This window comes from Streptacidiphilus sp. PAMC 29251 (assembly GCF_054208735.2).
This window is the reverse complement of record NZ_CM135725.2, coordinates 3,037,968-3,052,199: the sequence shown is the minus strand read 5'-3', so window position 1 is coordinate 3,052,199 and position 14,232 is coordinate 3,037,968. Positions and strand designations below refer to the sequence as shown.

General features: G+C 73.4%; 16 protein-coding genes. 13 read left to right on the top strand and 3 right to left on the bottom strand.

The features are described 5' to 3' along the window. The first annotated feature begins 96 nt into the window (after window positions 1-96). The 6 genes from ACXKR8_RS14280 to ACXKR8_RS14255 all read left to right on the top strand — a co-directional run bounded on the left by ACXKR8_RS14280 (window position 97) and on the right by ACXKR8_RS14255 (window position 5,245). Window positions 97-897 (top strand): ABC transporter ATP-binding protein, encoded by an 801-nt coding sequence (locus ACXKR8_RS14280; protein WP_462100496.1) that lies wholly within the window; start codon window positions 97-99, stop codon window positions 895-897. Window positions 898-931: 34 nt separating this feature from the next. Beyond that, window positions 932-1,765 carry an ABC transporter permease gene (locus tag ACXKR8_RS14275; RefSeq protein WP_458273290.1) on the top strand — a complete coding sequence of 278 codons (834 nt, stop codon included), beginning with the start codon at window positions 932-934 and terminating at the stop codon, window positions 1,763-1,765. Window positions 1,766-1,790: 25 nt separating this feature from the next. Next, window positions 1,791-3,059 carry a sensor histidine kinase gene (locus tag ACXKR8_RS14270; protein ID WP_458273289.1) on the top strand — a complete coding sequence of 423 codons (1,269 nt, stop codon included), beginning with the start codon at window positions 1,791-1,793 and terminating at the stop codon, window positions 3,057-3,059. Window positions 3,060-3,064: 5 nt separating this feature from the next. Beyond that, window positions 3,065-3,709, top strand: a complete 645-nt coding sequence (locus ACXKR8_RS14265; protein WP_458273288.1) for a response regulator — start codon at window positions 3,065-3,067, stop codon at window positions 3,707-3,709. 121 nt (window positions 3,710-3,830) lie between these two features. Beyond that, entirely contained in the window at window positions 3,831-4,400 is a 570-nt protein-coding gene (locus tag ACXKR8_RS14260) for a hypothetical protein (RefSeq protein ID WP_458273287.1), read from the top strand. Between the two features lie 131 nt (window positions 4,401-4,531). Beyond that, complete coding sequence (locus ACXKR8_RS14255; protein ID WP_458273286.1) at window positions 4,532-5,245, top strand: bifunctional DNA primase/polymerase; 714 nt, start codon at window positions 4,532-4,534, stop codon at window positions 5,243-5,245. Window positions 5,246-5,257: 12 nt separating this feature from the next. Here ACXKR8_RS14255 and map read toward each other — a convergent pair whose 3' ends face one another. Next, window positions 5,258-6,115: a type I methionyl aminopeptidase gene (map, locus tag ACXKR8_RS14250; RefSeq protein ID WP_458273285.1), complete on the bottom strand. Its 858-nt coding sequence runs from the start codon at window positions 6,113-6,115 to the stop codon at window positions 5,258-5,260. A 123-nt stretch (window positions 6,116-6,238) separates the two neighbouring features. Here map and ACXKR8_RS14245 point away from each other — a divergent pair, with 123 nt between their 5' ends. The 6 genes from ACXKR8_RS14245 to ACXKR8_RS14220 all read left to right on the top strand — a co-directional run bounded on the left by ACXKR8_RS14245 (window position 6,239) and on the right by ACXKR8_RS14220 (window position 11,385). After that, on the top strand, window positions 6,239-6,427 hold the full coding sequence (locus ACXKR8_RS14245; RefSeq protein WP_458273284.1) for a hypothetical protein: 189 nt from the start codon (window positions 6,239-6,241) through the stop codon (window positions 6,425-6,427). Window positions 6,428-6,590: 163 nt separating this feature from the next. Continuing rightward, window positions 6,591-7,634, top strand: a complete 1,044-nt coding sequence (locus ACXKR8_RS14240; protein ID WP_458273283.1) for a DUF4129 domain-containing protein — start codon at window positions 6,591-6,593, stop codon at window positions 7,632-7,634. Continuing rightward, the gene (locus ACXKR8_RS14235) at window positions 7,631-8,209 is read left to right on the top strand and encodes a hypothetical protein (protein WP_458273282.1); all 579 of its coding nucleotides are present in this window, start codon (window positions 7,631-7,633) and stop codon (window positions 8,207-8,209) included. The genes ACXKR8_RS14240 and ACXKR8_RS14235 overlap by 4 nt, the downstream gene beginning before the upstream one ends. A gap of 61 nt (window positions 8,210-8,270) precedes the next feature. Then, the gene (locus ACXKR8_RS14230) at window positions 8,271-9,338 is read left to right on the top strand and encodes an AAA family ATPase (protein ID WP_458273281.1); all 1,068 of its coding nucleotides are present in this window, start codon (window positions 8,271-8,273) and stop codon (window positions 9,336-9,338) included. Beyond that, entirely contained in the window at window positions 9,335-10,816 is a 1,482-nt protein-coding gene (locus tag ACXKR8_RS14225) for a DUF58 domain-containing protein (protein WP_458273280.1), read from the top strand. Before ACXKR8_RS14230 ends, ACXKR8_RS14225 begins: the two co-directional genes overlap by 4 nt. Beyond that, a complete protein-coding gene (locus ACXKR8_RS14220; RefSeq protein ID WP_458273279.1) occupies window positions 10,813-11,385 on the top strand; it encodes a hypothetical protein in 573 nt (190 codons plus the stop codon). The genes ACXKR8_RS14225 and ACXKR8_RS14220 overlap by 4 nt, the downstream gene beginning before the upstream one ends. A 16-nt stretch (window positions 11,386-11,401) precedes the next feature. On the opposite strand, the gene ACXKR8_RS14215 is transcribed toward ACXKR8_RS14220, so the two are convergent. Then, on the bottom strand, window positions 11,402-12,730 hold the full coding sequence (locus ACXKR8_RS14215) for an MFS transporter (RefSeq protein WP_458273278.1): 1,329 nt from the start codon (window positions 12,728-12,730) through the stop codon (window positions 11,402-11,404). 92 nt (window positions 12,731-12,822) lie between these two features. Continuing rightward, the gene (locus ACXKR8_RS14210; protein WP_458273277.1) at window positions 12,823-13,431 is read right to left on the bottom strand and encodes a hypothetical protein; all 609 of its coding nucleotides are present in this window, start codon (window positions 13,429-13,431) and stop codon (window positions 12,823-12,825) included. Between the two features lie 47 nt (window positions 13,432-13,478). Here ACXKR8_RS14210 and npdG point away from each other — a divergent pair, with 47 nt between their 5' ends. Further along, window positions 13,479-14,186: an NADPH-dependent F420 reductase gene (gene npdG / locus ACXKR8_RS14205; RefSeq protein WP_458273276.1), complete on the top strand. Its 708-nt coding sequence runs from the start codon at window positions 13,479-13,481 to the stop codon at window positions 14,184-14,186. Window positions 14,187-14,232: the final 46 nt, after the last annotated feature.

Below are 14,232 nucleotides of genomic sequence, written 5' to 3'. Positions count from 1 at the left end.
CCCCGCCAGGGAGCCACGGGTTCGTGCTGGCACCACCTTTGAGGACGGGTGCCTGCGCCCTCGTTCGGGCGGGGACGGGCCGACAGGCTTGAGGGCATGACGAGGACGACAGCGCAGACAGCGACAGCAGGGCCCGCGATCGAGGCCAGGGGGCTCACCCGCAGTTACGGCGGCAGGACCGTCGTCGACCACATCACCTTCAGCGTGGCGCCCGGCAAGGTCACCGGGTTCCTCGGGCCCAACGGGGCCGGGAAGTCGACCACGATGCGGCTGCTGCTCGGCCTCGAGCGGCCCGACAGCGGCACCGCGCTGATCAACGGGCAGCCGTACGCCGAGCTGGAGACCCCGCTGGCGCAGGTCGGGGCGATGCTGGAGGCGAAGGCCTTCCACAAGGGCCGCACCGCCCGCAAGCACCTGCTGAGCCTGGCCCAGTCGCAGGGCTTCCCGGCGGCCCGGGTGGACGAGGTGCTCGGCATGGTCGGCCTGCACGAGGTCGCCGACCGCCGCGCGGGCGGCTTCTCGCTGGGGATGGCGCAGCGCCTCGGCATCGCCGCCGCGCTGCTCGGCGACCCGCGGATCGTGCTCCTGGACGAGCCGGTCAACGGCCTCGACCCGGAGGGGATCCTCTGGATCCGCACCCTGATGAAGGACCTCGCCGCCCAGGGCCGCACCGTCCTGGTCTCCTCGCACCTGATGAACGAGATGGCCGTCACCGCCGACCACCTGCTGGTCATCGGCCAGGGCCGGCTCCTCGCCGACTGCGGCACCGCCGAGTTCATCCAGCGCCACACCGACCCCGAGCTCTACGCGGCCACCCCGCCGGTGGCCCGCCCGGCGCTGCTCGAAGAGGCGTTCATGCGGCTGACCGCGAGCAGCGTCCAGTACAGCGCGGCCTGACCACCCCTCAGCAGCGAGAAAGAGACGAGTGACCATGACCACCGCCGTGCTCAACACCCCGCGTAGGCAGCAGAAGCAACCGGAGCAGCCCGCCTTCGGCAACCTGCTCCGCAGCGAGTGGACCAAGCTCACCAGCCTCCGTTCGACCTGGTGGTCGCTGACCGCCATGGTCGTCCTCAGCATCGGCTTCACGGTGGCCGCCACCAGCCTGCTGACCGCGAACTGGAACACCCTCAGCCCCGACAACCAGGACCAGTACGTCCACGACACCATCGGCCTGATCCTGCAGCCCGGCGCGCAGTGGGGGCAGCTCGCCGCCTGTGTGCTCGGGGTGCTGCTGTTCGCCTCCGAGTTCTCCACCGGCATGATCAGGTCGACGCTGCTGGCCGCCCCGCGCCGGACCCCGGTGCTGGCGGCGAAGGCCACCGTCTTCGCCGGGGTGCTGTTCGTGCTGGCCGAGCTGATCGCGGTGCCCTCGTTCCTGATCGGCTCGCGGATCACCAGCGCCCACGCGCACACCTCGCTCACCGACCCGACCACCCTCCGCGCGCTGGCGGCCTTCGGCCTCTACATCGCGCTGACCGGGGTCTTCGCCCTCTGCCTCGGCGCGCTGATCCGGCACCCGGCCGGGGCGATCAGCGCCGTCCTCGGCCTGCAGTTCGTGCTGCCCGCGGTCACCAGCCTGCTGCCGGGCAGCCTCGGCGAGCATGTCTCCGGGGCGCTGCCGGCCAGCACCATCGTGATGATGGGCAGCGGCCACAACAGCTCCGACGCCTACTCCCCGCTGCAAGGGCTGCTGATCATGCTCGGCTGGGTCCTGGCAGCCTACCTCGCCGCCCGGCTGACCCTCAGGAAGCGAGACGTGTGATCGTCCGGTGAGCCAGAATCCGTTCATGCACATCATCAGGCGCGCGCTGCGGGAGCCCCTCTCGGCGCGCGCCTGGCGCGAGCTCTGCTACTCGCTGCTGAGCCTGCCGCTGGCCTTCCTCGGCCTGGCCGCCGTGCTGCTGCTGGTGGTGTCCGGGGTGATCTCGGCCGGGCTGCTGCTGCTGCCGCTGATGTTCCTGTTCCTGTCCCTGGTCCGCGGCTTCGGCGCCCCCTACCGGGGCCTGGCCCGGGGGCTGCTCGGCCTCAGCATCCCGACCCCGCCCCGGCCCCGGCGCGGCCCGGGACTGGGCGGCTGGATCCAGTACCACCTGGGCGACCCGGCCAGTTGGCGCGCGGCCGGCTATCTGACCATCCGCTTCCCGCTCGGGGCGCTGCAGTTCATGGTCGGCTTCGGCTTCTGGACCTACGGCCTGCTGTTCACCGTCTACCCGGTGGAGTGGAAGATCGAGGCGGCGTTCGCGCACCACAGCAGCGGTCTCGGCCTGCAGCTCGGCGGCTCCTACGCCGACAGCTGGCCCCGGGCGATCACCGTCACCGCATTCGGTCTGCTGGTTCTGCTGATCTGGCCCTGGGTGCAGCGGGTCCCGCTGCTGCTGGACCGCTGGCTGCTGCCGCGGCTGCTCGGCCCGTCCGAGACCTCGCTGCGGCTGGCCCAGCTGACCGAGACCCGCGAGCACGCCATCAACGAGGCGGCGGCCACCCTGCGCCGGATCGAACGGGATCTGCACGACGGCGCCCAGGCCCGGCTGATCGCCCTGGGCATGCGGCTGGGCCGGGCCGAGACCAGGCTCGGACGCGGCGACGCGGACACCGCGCTGGCCCTGGTCCGGGAGTCCAGGAACGAGGCCAAGGAGATCGTCCAGGAACTGCGCGAGCTGGTCCGGGGCATCCACCCGCCCGCCCTCGACTCCGGCCTGGAACCGGCCCTGGCCACCCTGGCCGCCCGCTGCGCGCTGCCGACGACGGTACGGGTCGAGCTGGAGCAGCGGCCCCCGGCCTCGGTCGAGACCATGCTCTACTTCGCCGCCGCCGAACTGCTCACCAACGCCGCCAAGCACAGCGGGGCTGCGCATATCGCCGTCACCGTGCTCTCGGTGGACGGTAGTCTGCGGCTGCTGGTCACCGACGACGGGCAGGGCGGCGCGACCCTCGGCGGTGCCGGCAGCGGGCTGCGCGGCCTCGCCGAGCGGGTGCGCACCGCCGACGGACGGCTGAGCGTGGACAGCCCGCCGGGCGGTCCGACCACCATCGGCATCGAACTGGAAGGCCTCTAGACACCATGCGCGTCGTCGTCGCCGAGGACACCGCCATCCTGCGGGCCGGACTGGTCCAACTGCTGGAGGACGAGGGCCACCAGGTGGTCGCCGCGGTCCCGGACGCCGAGCAGCTCAAGGCCGCCGTCGCCGCGCACCGTCCGGACATCGTGGTCTCCGACATCCGGATGCCGCCCACCCACACCGACGAGGGCCTGCGCGCCGCGATCGAGCTGCGGGCGGCGCAGCCGGGGCTGCCGGTGCTGATCTTCTCCCAGTACGTGGAGGCCCAGTACGCCAGCCGGCTGCTGGCCGGCAGCTCGGCCGGGGTCGGCTATCTGCTGAAGGAGCGGGTGATGGACACCCGCGACTTCGTCGACGCGCTGGAGCGGGTCGCCGCGGGCGGCACCGCGCTGGACCCGGAGGTGATCAACCAGCTGGTCGGCGCCAGCCCCAGCCGGCACACCGTGGACGCACTCAGCCCGCGCGAGCGCGAGGTGCTGGGCCTGATGGCGGAGGGACGGTCGAACGGGGCGATCGCCCGGGACCTGGTGGTCTCCGAGCGGGCGGTGGAGAAGCACGTCGCCAACATCTTCCTGAAGCTGGACCTCCCGGTGTCCTCGGCGGACCACCGCCGGGTGCTGGCAGTGCTGCGCTACCTGGGCGCCTAGCCTTGGTGGGCTCACCCGTTCGGCCCGCAGGAGGTCGCCGCCCGGTGGGGCGCGTGTGAGCGTGGGGCGCAGAGCCCGCACCTCAGCGGGCCGCAGTACGCCGACTCCCCGGAGGACCGTCGTGTCGACAGCCCGTCTCCGCACCGCCCTGGCCGCAGCCACTCTCTCCGTGTCCCTGCTGGTGCTGCCCGCCTGCAGCAGTAGCAGCAAGAGCAGCAACTCGGCCACGCCGCTCGCGGGCAGCGTCGCCTCGCCCTCGACCAGTGCCGACCGGGTCAAGCTCGCCAAGACCAAGTTCGTGGCGAACGCCAGCCTCGCCGCCGGGGCCTCGTACCAGTGGCTCTACAAGCCGTTCAAGGCCGGGACCTTCAAGAAGGGCGCCAAGGGCAGGACCTTCGCCGTGGTGAAGGCCGGTCTGGCCGGCGCCTTCACCTACAACCGGCTGAAGGCCGCGCTCAACGACGCCAAGGGCGACCCGACCCTGTCCAAGGCCACGGACGCGTTGCAGTCCGGTATCGACAAGATCAAGGACCTGCCCAGCAAGATCAAGGGCGGCACGGCCACCGACGCCGACTTCAACCAGGTCCAGAGCGTCGTCGACGGGGTCAAGCAGGCCGGTACCCAGAACGGCCTCAACGTGACCGACAAGATCCCCTCGGCGAGCCAACTGACCCAGATGGTCAACAGCTAGGACCACTGCTGGGAGCAGCCACATCCGGCCACTCTTCCCGCAGCTGGCACACAGCACCTCACCCGCACCCGTATCCTGCTCTGTACACATTCCGGCAACCCCGGGGTGCGTACGGAAGCGAGAGGGGCTCGATGGAATCCGCGAGCAGGCGAAGCAGTTGGTGGCGCAGGCGGCCGGGCCAGAACGCCCGGACGGTCGCCGCGCTGGGCGCGGCCGAGAACGCGTCCCGACTGGAAGAGCTCTGCCGCGCGGTTCGCGCCGGCTTCCCGGTCGCCCCCGCCGCGCACGCGGTCGACTACCGGTGTTCCTGCGACCGGGTCGGCTGTCCGGCCCCGGCGCAGCACCCGCTCTCCTTCGCCTGGCAGTCCCAGGCCTCGGCGGACGTGGAGCAGGTCACCCGCTGGATGGCCCGCGACCCGGAGGCCAACGCGGTCACCGCGACCGGCCGCAGCCACGACGTCCTGGACGTCCCGGCCGAGGCCGGCCGGCTCGCGCTGGAGCGGATGGACGAGCTCGGCGTCACGGTCGGCCCGGTCGCCGCGGTGGGCGACGACCGGTACCTGTTCTTCACTACCAGCCGCTCCGCCCTGGACGAGGACGAGTGGTGGACCTCGGAGCTGGACACCAGCCCGGAGAACGTCACCGAGCACCCGGGCCTGCGCTGGCACACCCGCGGCAGCTACGTGCTGCTGCCGCCGTCCCGGCTCGCCGACGGCTCCACCGTCACCTGGGTCCGCGACCCGGACCGGCAGCTGCCGGACCCGCTGCGGGTGCTGGACGTGCTCACCGACGCCTGCACCGCGGTCGGCGCGGTGGCGGTCGGCGAGCACTGGCTCATCGGCTAGTCGGTTAGTCGGCTAGTCGGTTCCCGGCACGGTCAGCACCTCCGCGCCGTCGGCGGTGACCACCAACGTGTGCTCGAACTGCGCGGTGCGCTTCCCGTCCTTGGTCACCACCGTCCAGCCGTCGGCCCACATGTCGTGCTGGTAGCCGCCCAGGGTCAGCATCGGCTCGATGGTGAAGGTCATCCCCGGCTGCATCACCGTGGTCGCGTACGGGCTGTCGTAGTGCGGCACGATCAGGCCGGAGTGGAACGAGGTGTTGATCCCGTGGCCGGTGAAGTCACGGACCACGCCGTAGTGGAAGCGCTTGGCGTAGGACTCGATCACCCGTCCGATGACATTGATCTGCCGCCCCGGCTTCACCGCCGCGATCCCGCGCCGGGTCGCCTCCCTGGTCCGCTCGACCAGCAGCCGTGACTCCTCGTCCACGTCGCCGACCAGGTAGGTGGCGTTGAGGTCGCCGTGCACCCCGTGGATGAACGCGGTGACGTCCAGGTTCACGATGTCGCCGTCCTGCAGCACGGTCGAGTCCGGGATGCCGTGGCAGATCACCTCGTTCACCGAGGTGCAGATCGACTTGGGGAAGCCCCGGTAGCCGAGGTCGGAGGGGTAGGCGTCGTGGTCGCACATGTACGCGTGGGCGATCCGGTCGAGCTCGTCGGTGGTCACTCCCGGCGCGATCGCCGCGGCGGCGGCGTCCATGGCCCGGGCGGCGATCCGGCTGGCGATCCGCATCTTCTCGATGGTCTCGGCCGTCTGCACCTCGGGCCCCTCGTAAGGCTTCGGCCCCTTGCGGCCGACGTACTCGGGACGGGGGATGTGGGCCGGGACGCTGCGGGTCGGCGAGAGGGTGCCGGGAACGAGGGGAGACATGCGCGCAATCCTAACGATCGGCCACGGGCGGAGGACCGAGGCGTGCGTGCGGCCTTCCTGGGCAGCATCCTGACACCAGGGTCCTCAACCGAGCGGGACGACGGCGAACGGAGAGCACGGGTCATGACCGATGGAGTCGACAAGGCCGAGGGCTGGTTCTACTGCCTCAAGCACAAGACCGTGGAGCACGGGATGATCTGCCCCGCGCGCAGCCGACTGGGCCCGTACCCGACCGAGGCGGAGGCGGCCCGGGCGATCGAGCGTTCCAAGGAGCGCAACGAGGAGTGGGACAACGATCCGAACTGGAAGTAGCCGGTCAGTACCTGGCATGGGACGAGCCGGACATCACGGACATCCCTTGGCGTGAGGGCGTTCGACGTGCCAGGGTTGCCGTCGAGACTGGCTCGCGTACGCACATGATGGTGCTCCGCGTGAGCCCGTGACGTACGGGCAAGGGCGCGGGGGCATCAGGGGCGTGGCGGAGGACACAGACGCGGCGCGGCGGTCCGTGCACCAGGACCGCCCGCGCGAGGGCGGGCTCCGGGGCCCCGGAGCCCCCCGCCCGCTGCTGCTGCTCGCCCTGGTCCTCGGCCTCGCCGTCGCCGCCGTCTGTCTGGACGCGGCCGACAGCGGCGGCGGCAGCCTGCTGGACAGCGTGGGGCCGCTGCACGGCGAGTGGCTGCTGATCCTGCTGGTGGTCGGTGTCGGCGGCTGGTACCTCACCGCCAAGTACTACGGCCGGCAGAACGAGCGCCCGATGGGCACCCCGCACGAGGGCCGACTGGTCACGCTGACCGTCACCGCCCTGGTGCTGACCATCCTCGGCACCGCGGTCACGCTGGCCATGGTCGGCATGGGCACCACCGACCAGCCGCCCCCGGTCGCGCCCGCCACACCGCCGGTGATGCCCTCGATCAAGCCCCAGCCGCTCCCGCCGGTCGACCCGGGCGGCGCCTCGCGGGTCCATGTGCCGCACCCGATCTCGCTGCCCTTCCTGCTGACCACGCTGCTGGTGCTGGCCGTGCTGGCGCTGCTGGTGGCCGCGGTGATCGTCGCCCGCCGCTACCTCGGCAGCAGGTCCGCGCCCCCGCCCGAGCTGGTCGGCACCCTGGAGGCGCCCGCCGACGAGGAGGCGCTCTCGGCGGCCGTCAGCGCCGGCCGGCTCGCCCTGCACGGGGAGGACGTCCGGGCCGCGGTGATCGCCTGCTACGCCGCGATGGAGGATTCGCTGGCCCGCAGCGGCCTCGGCCGCCGGGCCTCGGACAGCCCCGCCGACCTGCTGCAGCGGGCCGGTGCGGCCGGGCTGCTGGTCGGCCTCGCCCCGCAGGAGCTGGCCGCGCTGTTCCGCGAGGCGCGCTACTCCAGCCACCCGATGACCCAGGCCGAGCTGGTCCGGGCCAGGAACGCGCTCGACGACATCAGCAGGCTGCTGGCCGAGCGCGAGGCCGCCGCAGAGGCCCTGAAGGCTGCAGAGGGCTTGAAGGCTGCTGCGACGGCGAACGGGGAACCGGTCCGATGAGCTCCCGTCCTGCCCCGCGGATCGCGGTCCTGCCCGAGGCCCTGGTGGTGCTCGCGATCGCCGCGATCGGCTCCGAGACCGCGCTCGCCCTGGTCGGCGGCCTGGCCGTGGCCGGGGTCGGCGCCGCCGTGCTGGTCGCCGCCGCGCTGCTGGCGGCCCGCTATGTGCACGGCGCCGAGGCCATGGACAGCGACTACCGCCGCAAGGTGCGCCTGGTCAGCAGCCGGGAGCCGACCCTGCGCTACTGGGACGCCGCGATCGAGGACGCCCGGGAGTCGCTGGCCGGATACGAGCTGCACCTGCGCCCGCTGCTGCAGCGGCTCTACGCGGTCCGCCTCGCCGAGCGGCACGGGGTCTCGCTGCACACCGAGCCGCGCCGGGCCGCCGCGATCATCGGGCCGGAGCTGTGGCCCTGGATCGACCCGGCCAAACCCCGGCTGGCCAGGGACGCCCTGGACGCCGGGTCGATCGCCAAACGAGGCGTCGGCGCGCCCCGGATCGACCCCAGACTCGCCCCCGGGCCGATCCCCGACCGGACCCTGGCGGCGCTGGTCGAGCGGCTGGAGTCGCTGTGACCCGGCAGAGCGACCGGACGAACCGTCAGAAGCCTTACCGCAAGCGCGACCTAGGAGCACCGTGAGCAACCTGAGCCCGCAGGACACCGTTTCCGTCCTGACGCCCCAGCAGGCGGGCGAGCGTGCGCACGCCGTCCTGGCCGAGGTCGAGCGCGCCGTCGTCGGCAAGCGGGCCGCCCTGGAGCTGGTGATGCTCGGCGTGCTGGCCGGCGGCCACGTCCTGATCGAGGACCTGCCCGGGCTCGGCAAGACCCTGCTGGCCCGGTCCTTCGCCTCGGTCCTCGGGCTGGACTTCAGCCGGATCCAGTTCACCCCCGACCTGCTGCCCTCGGACGTCTCCGGCGCGCCGTTCTACGACCAGCGCACCGGCGAGATGGTGTTCCGGCCGGGCCCGGTGTTCACCAACCTGCTGCTGGCCGACGAGATCAACCGGACGCCCCCGAAGACCCAGGCCGCGCTGCTGGAGGCGATGGCCGAGGCCCAGGTCTCGGTGGACGGGGTGACCCGCCGGCTGCCGGCCCCGTTCGTGGTCATCGCCACCGACAACCCGATCGAGTACGAGGGCACCTACACCCTGCCCGAGGCCCAGCTGGACCGCTTTCTGCTCCGGGTCAGGATGGGCTACCTGCCGGTGGCCGACGAGGCCGCGATGCTCAGGGCGCGGCTGGACCGCTCGGCGCCGGAGGCGGTGCTGAAGTCGCTGTCGGACCCGGCCGAGGTGCTGGCGATGCGGGACAGCCTGGAGCGGGTCGAGATCGACGACGACCTGGTCGACTACATCGTCTCGCTGATCGACGCCACCCGTAAGCACGCCCAGATCCAGGTCGGCGCGTCCCCGCGCGGCGGCCTCGCGCTGGTCCAACTCGCCCGCGCCCGCGCGGTGATGTCGGGGCGGGACTACGTGGTGCCGGAGGACGTCAAGTCCATCGCGGTGCCCGCGCTGGCGCACCGGATCAGCCTCCGCCCGGAGCTGTGGGTGCGCCGGATCAGCGCCGACGACGTCATCGCCGCGCTGGTCGAGTCCGTCCCGACCCCGCGCACCACCCCGCGGACGGCGCCGCCGGCGGTGCCCGCGGCTGCAGTGCCTGCGGCTGCGGTGCCCGCGCAGAGCGGCCCGCAGACCGCATGACGCCGCCCGAAGCCCAGCCGGGGCCCGAGCGGCGGTCCGTGCGCCGGGCCGCGGAGCGGCGGGCGACCTTCGAGCAGCCTGCGGCAGCGGGAGCCCTCCCGGCACCTGGCCCGACGCCTGCCCGGTCCGGCCCGCCCGCCCTGCCGCAGGCCCCGCCGTCGGCGGCCGTGCGGCGCGCGCTGGGGCAGGACGGCGCGGCCAGGGCGGACTCCGAGCCGCCCGCGCCGCGGCCCGAGGGCTGGCGTCCGGCCGAACGGGCGCTGCGGCTCTCCACCGTCGCGGTGGTCGCGGTCGCGGCGGCGGTGCTCACCGGCCAGCCCTGGCTGCTGGCGCTCGCCGCAGGCCCCGCCGCGCTGCTGCTGCTCTCCGGCTCGGCCGGCAGCCGTCCGTCCAGGAGCGGCGCCGAGGCCGAGGTGCCCAGCCGCCGCTGCTTCGAGGGCGAGCCGCTGATCGCGACCGTGACGGTCGACTTCGACGGGCTGGTCGGCTGGGTCGACCCCGGCGTCGCCCCCGGCCCCGGTGCTGAGCTGGTATCGGTGCAGGTCAGCGGTCCTGTGGTCACCCTGGGTTTCACCGCGCAGCGCTGGGGCCGCTGGTCGCTCGGCGTGGTCGACCTCGACCTCTACGACGCCGGCGGGCTGGCCCGGAGCACGGTCCGGGTGGACCTCGGCGAGGTCGAGGTCTTCCCGCTGCCGGTCGACGGCGGCCTCACCCCGATCCCGGTCCGGCTGCCGGACCGGCTGGGCGAGCACACCGCCCGGCAGACCGGCGAGGGCATCGAGGTCATCGGCGTGCGCCCGCATGTCTGGGGCGAGCGCCAGCGGCGGATCCACTGGCCGTCCACCACCCGGCGCGGCAGCATCCAGATCAACCAGTTCGCCGCCGAGCGGGCCGCCGACGCGGTGGTGCTGCTGGACGCCTTCACCGACGTCGCCGACCCGGTGACCGGTCGCTCCAGCCTGGACGAGTCGCTGCGGGTCGCGGCCGGCCTGGTCCGCACCTATCTGCGCAGCCACGACCGGGTCGGCATCGTCTCGGTCGGCGGCAAGCTGTACTGGCTGCAGCCGGGGATGGGCGACGCCTACTTCTACCGGATCGTGCAGACCGTCCTGGACGTCCGCCGCGACCTGGCCTTCCACACCCCCGACCTGAACCGGCTGCCCCCGCCCGCGCTGCCGCACGGCGCGCTGGTGTACGCGGTCACCCCGCTGGCCGACAACCGGATCATGGACGTGCTCGGCGGGCTGGCCGAGCGCGGCAACCCGATCGTGGTGGTGGAGATCCCGATCGGCGACCCCCGGGTCGCCGCCGCCGACGCGGTGGAGCAGCTGGCGCTGCGGCTGTGGCGTCTTGACCGCGAGGCGGTCCGCTACAGCCTGGTGGAGAAGGGCATCCCGGTCGTCCCCTGGCTCGGCGAGACCCTGGACCTGTCACTGGCCCCGCTGCTGCGCAGCCGCCTCCAAGGGAGAGTCAGTTGACCACCAGTACGGCTCCGTCTGCCGCCGCTGTTCCGGCTCCCGCCCCGGTGCAGGGCCTGGACCAGCTCGCCCGGCTCCTCGGCTGCATCGTCGCGCTGCTGGTCACCAATCCGGCCGGATGGGGCGCGCACCCGTGGTCCTACCTGGTGCTTCCGCTGCTCGCGGCCCTGATCGCCTGGTTCGCCGCCACCCCGCTGACGGCCCGTCCGGTCGCCTACGGCTTCCGCTGGCGGGCGAGGCTGTCCCGGCACCGGAACACCGCCTTCGCGGTGATGTGCGTGGTGCTGGCCGCCTTCAACCACCCTCCGGGGTGGCTGGCCGCCTGCGACACGGCGCTGCTGCTGACCTATCTGCTCTGCGTCGACGCCCTGGCGGCGGGGCCGCCGGCGGCCCGGCCGCTGCGCCGCCCGCTGGTCCTGCTCTGCGCCTACGGCGCCAGCGGGATCGCTCTGGCCGCGGCGCTGCTCCCGGTCGCCCCCTCCGGCCCCTGGGCCCGCCTCCTCGCCGCCCTCGCCCTGGCGGCCGCCGCGGCGGCGGTGATCGCCGCGTTGTCCCCCCGGCGGAAGTAACCGCAGGCCTCTGGGGCTACCCCGCCGTGACCGCGTCCGCCGCCGGCACGGCCTCGCGGCGGGCGCGGAGGGCGAGGGCGTGCGGGTTGGTGCGGACGTCGTAGCGCATCAGGGCGGGCAGCGAGAGCGCCAGCGCGCCCACCGCGACCACGCAGGCCACCCCGCCGACCCAGATCGAGGCCCGGACGCCGACCGCCGCCGCCATCCCACCCGCTCTGACCTGGCCCAGCTGCGGCCCCACCGAGTAGCTCAGCAGCTCGACCCCGGCCAGCCGTCCCCGGTACTCGTCCGGGATGGTGCCGTTCCACATGGTGGAGCGGAACAGTCCGCTGATCATGTCCGCGCCGCCCGCCAACGCCAGGCACAGCAGCACCAGCCACACCTCTCCGAACAGCCCCGCCCCGGCGATGGCGACACCCCAGCCGATGGCCGCCCAGACCACCATCCGTCCGTGCCGGTGCACCTGCGAGGCCCAGCGGCTGGTCAGCGTCACCAGCAGCGAGCCGACCGCGAAGGACGCGTACATCAGGCCCAGCGACCAGTTGGCGTGCAGCCGGTCCGCGAGGAACGGGAAGACCGCGGTCGGCATCGCGAACAGCATCGCCGCCAGGTCGACCGCGTAGGTGCCCAGCAGCTCGGGCCGGCTGCGGGCGTAGCGGAGGCCGTCCACGATCGCGGCGACGGAGGGCTTCTCCGCCGAGGGCGACGGCGGGACCGGGCGCAGCCGGTACATCAGCAGCACCGAGACGAAGAACGTGGCCAGGTCGATCGCGTACGCCACCGGAACACCCGCCGTGGTGGCGATGACACCGGCCAGCGCCGGTCCGGCGATCGCGCCGACGTTCCAGCGCAGCGAGTTGAGCGAGGCGGCGGCGGTGAGCTGGTCGTGGCCGACGATCTGCGGGGTGAGCGCGTCCACCGAGGGCCGCTGGATCGCGCCGAAGGCCGAGGCCAGACCGGCCACCAGGTACAGCGGCCAGACCGCCGGGTGCGGCAGCAGCGCGTTGAGCAGCAGCACCGCCGCGCAGACGCCCTGCGCCGCCTCGCTGTAGAGGACCAGCCGGCGCCGGTCCAGGGCATCGGCCAGGGCCCCGCCCCAGAGCCCGCAGACGATCAGCGGGACCAGCTCCACCGCCCCGATCAGCCCGACCGCGAGCGAGGACCCGGTCAGCTGCTTCAGCTGCAGCGGCACGGCGACCAGGGTCAGGTAGCTGCCGAAGACGGTGATCGCCCCCGCGCTCCACAGCAGCCGGAAGTCCCGTGAGCCGTGCCAGGGGGAGAGGTCGACGGTGAACTGGGAGGCCAGTCGGCGGAGCCACCCGGTTCGGGCGTTGTTCGAGGTCACAAAGGGTGATCCTGACCCGGCGAGGCCGGATGGGGCAAAACGTTATTCACCGCGCCGCCACAGTCCCGGCTACCGGCGCACCACAGTCGCGGCTACCAGCGCATCGGCGGCGCGGGCGCGGTGAGCCGCTCGACGATGCGCGAGAGCGCCCGCCGGGCCCGCCGCTGACCGGCCGCGGGCTGCGCGCCTGCCGCGGTGCTGACCAGGTGCTGGACCACGTCGAAGGTCAGCGTGTCGTCCTCGGCCGGGACCGTCAGCGACTCATGGGCCAGACCGCGCAGCTCCAGATCGCCGCTCTCCAGCGCCAGCACGGTCGCCCCGGCCCGGCGCGCGTCCTGGACCCGTTCCAGCAGTCCGCCGTCCGCGCTGTCCGGCGCGACCACGAACACCGTCTCGCCGCGCCGGGCCTGCTCCAGCCGCTGGATCGGCACCGACAGGTGCGGCGGCGCGCCCGGCGGGACGACCCGGCGGACCAGGGTGGGGGAGAGCTGGGGCAGCCCGGACCAGGCGGCCTCGTCGTCCAGGTGCGCGGCGAGGTGCCAGGGCTCCTCGCCGTGGGTGCCGACCAGCAACAGCCCGTCCGGCGTGGCGGAGGCGCGGGTGACCGAGCCGCGCAGCGCCCCCGCGAAGCCGTGGGTCCGCTCCAGCCATGCCGTTCCGGCGAGCAGTTCCCGAAGCACTGTGACCCTGGCCGCATCCATGGCCCCCATGCTGCCGCAGTGGGCTCCGGTGATGCGAGGATTCGGGAATGACCACACCTGAAGCAGCCGCCGCTCCCGCCCCCGCCCGCAGCCCGCACGACCTGCCGGACGTCTCCGGTCTCGTGGTCGGCGTCCTCGGCGGCACCGGGCCGCAGGGCCGCGGCCTGGCCTACCGGTTGGCCCGGGCCGGCCAGCAGGTGGTGATCGGCTCGCGCAGCGCCGAGCGGGCCCAGGAGAAGGCCGACGAGATCGGCCACGGCGTCCGCGGCGCCGACAATGCCACCACCGCCGCGACCAGCGACATCGTCATCGTCGCGGTGCCCTGGGAGGGCCACGCCGAGCTGCTGACCTCGCTCCGGGCCGAGCTGGCCGGGAAGATCGTGGTGGACTGCGTCAACCCGCTGGGCTTCGACAAGCAGGGCGCCTACGCGCTGAAGCCGGAGGAGGGCAGCGCCGCGCAGCAGGCCGCCGCGCTGCTGCCGGACTCACGGGTGACGGCGGCCTTCCACCACCTCTCGGCGGTGCTGCTGCTGGACCCGGCGGTGGAGCAGGTGGACATCGACGTGCTGGTCCTCGGCGAGGAGCGGGCCGCCACCGACGCGGTGCAGGCGCTGGCCGAGCGGGTGCCGGGGATGCGCGGGGTGTTCGCCGGACGGCTGCGCAACGCGCACCAGGTGGAGTCGCTGGTGGCCAACCTGATCTCGGTCAACCGCCGCTACAAGGCCCACGCGGGCCTGCGCATCACCGACGTCTGATCCGACTTCAGCAACCCCTGGTACGGGGGCACGGGCCGGGCGGGGG